1 protein-coding gene is annotated in these 1606 nt (G+C 38.4%); it reads right to left on the bottom strand.

Translation table 11 applies throughout. From position 1 onward, the window contains the following. Positions 1–89 precede the first annotated feature (89 nt). Positions 90–1490 (bottom strand): ISLre2 family transposase, encoded by a 1401-nt coding sequence (locus ACYQ2O_RS12180; RefSeq protein ID WP_459796696.1) that lies wholly within the window; start codon positions 1488–1490, stop codon positions 90–92. Positions 1491–1606: the final 116 nt, after the last annotated feature.

A 1606-nucleotide genomic window follows, 5' to 3' on the forward strand; every position in this document is an offset into this window, starting at 1 on the left:
GTATGTGTCAAGACTTTGGCGGAAACTTTTTTTCTAGAGATGGTAACTCTTCAATTTTAATATTAAAATGGCTCATTCTGTGTGTTTCATTACCCAAACATTTTCTTCAGTTGTCCCATTGGACTTGATGTGGAACTATAATTAGCTATTTCTCCCATTTTAACGCCTACAGAAGGACGATTAATCTTTTTCAAAACAGCTCTAACAGCGCCTTTAAATTCAGGGACAATGGTTTGTTCAAATGCAGGTAGTTCGGCTCTTAAAGCTTCTAAAAGCGTTCCGTTTTTACGAGCTGAAATAATTGAAGCTAAGTTTCCAGCTCCTTTGGCTGAAAATCCACGCCCTTGACGTTTCATACGATAACTATAGGGACGATGATTACTTTCACAAATACCTATCCCATTTCTTACAGGTAAGTCTCGCATTTTCAATGGACGAATACTTTCCCAATTGCGGTCTAAATAAGCCCCTAATAGACGGAGGTGTTCTATGTTATCAGCTCTTTTCTCCTCATCTTCTATTCGACTCTCTGTCGTCGCCAATACGCTAAGTACACGCTCTTTATCATAGGCACTCACAGCTTTTTTCATTTCAAAAATCATAGGCTTATCAAAACTTAACCGTTGGTTTATTTTTTCATTCACGTGATAGGGATCTCTAAAGTGTTCATGTTTTTTGCATTTTCCAATAATCTGTTCAAATTTATCTTTTTCATACCCGCTGCCGCCATCACTGTTGGATACGACTATCGTTTCCCGAATATCATACGTCGCTTCTAACCACCGCCCAGCTCGTTTAAAGGCTTCTTTACTAGATACTGTACTTTCAAAAACCTGGGATTCGATAAGGACTGGTCGCTTTTGTTTTCCTACGTACGTCACACCTTCATGAAATTGAACACGATGAAGCTCAGGGTTTTTTTCGCCTCTTCCTTTTAGTAATAACCCGTCTCCTTCAATAAATAACACAGGCACTTTCTTTTTTTCTTTTTGAGGTGTTTCAATATGACTCGGAGCTTCATCTGTCCATTTTTGAACTTTCTCGCCTGTTTTTTGAACCATCTTATGAACCGTTGTATGGCTTACCTGAAGCGGAGTTAAGAGGTTAATGGCGTCAGCTGCCTTACGATACACACCATCGGAGGCAACCTTAGCGGCTTTCATTTCAACTAAAGGCGAATAGCGAATATACTCTTCCAAGCCAATGGCTTCATCTAACGGTACAACGCTTTTCTTACCTTCTTTTCGCATACGTCGTCGCCTAATTTCAACACCCCCGTAAGAGAATTGAACGGTACGTTTCATTGTTTTCTCTATTTCGTATCCTCGTTCTTTATAGGAATGGATTAGTTCCAAATCAATCATTTCTATTGCTTTAGAAACCAACTCACACATGACTTGTGGAAGGTACTGATCTAATCGTATTTCACTGTCTATTAATGTTTCAGAATCCTTTAATATACTGGCAATTTCTGCTATAATTTGATTCATAAGAAGACCTCTTTTCTGGATTTGTGGTTATCTCTAGATTAAGGGTCTTCTTTCTTTTTGTCTACTTTAATTTCTTGCCCTACTATTTTACTTTCCGACAACTATTTTACACATAG

The organism is Alkalibacterium sp. m-11 (assembly GCF_054658155.1).

What these genes read in the sequence shown, in the direction of transcription:
- ACYQ2O_RS12180 (WP_459796696.1), bottom strand. Translation starts at nt 1,490, where the DNA reads ATGAATCAAATTATAGCAGAAATTGCCAGTATATTAAAGGATTCTGAA.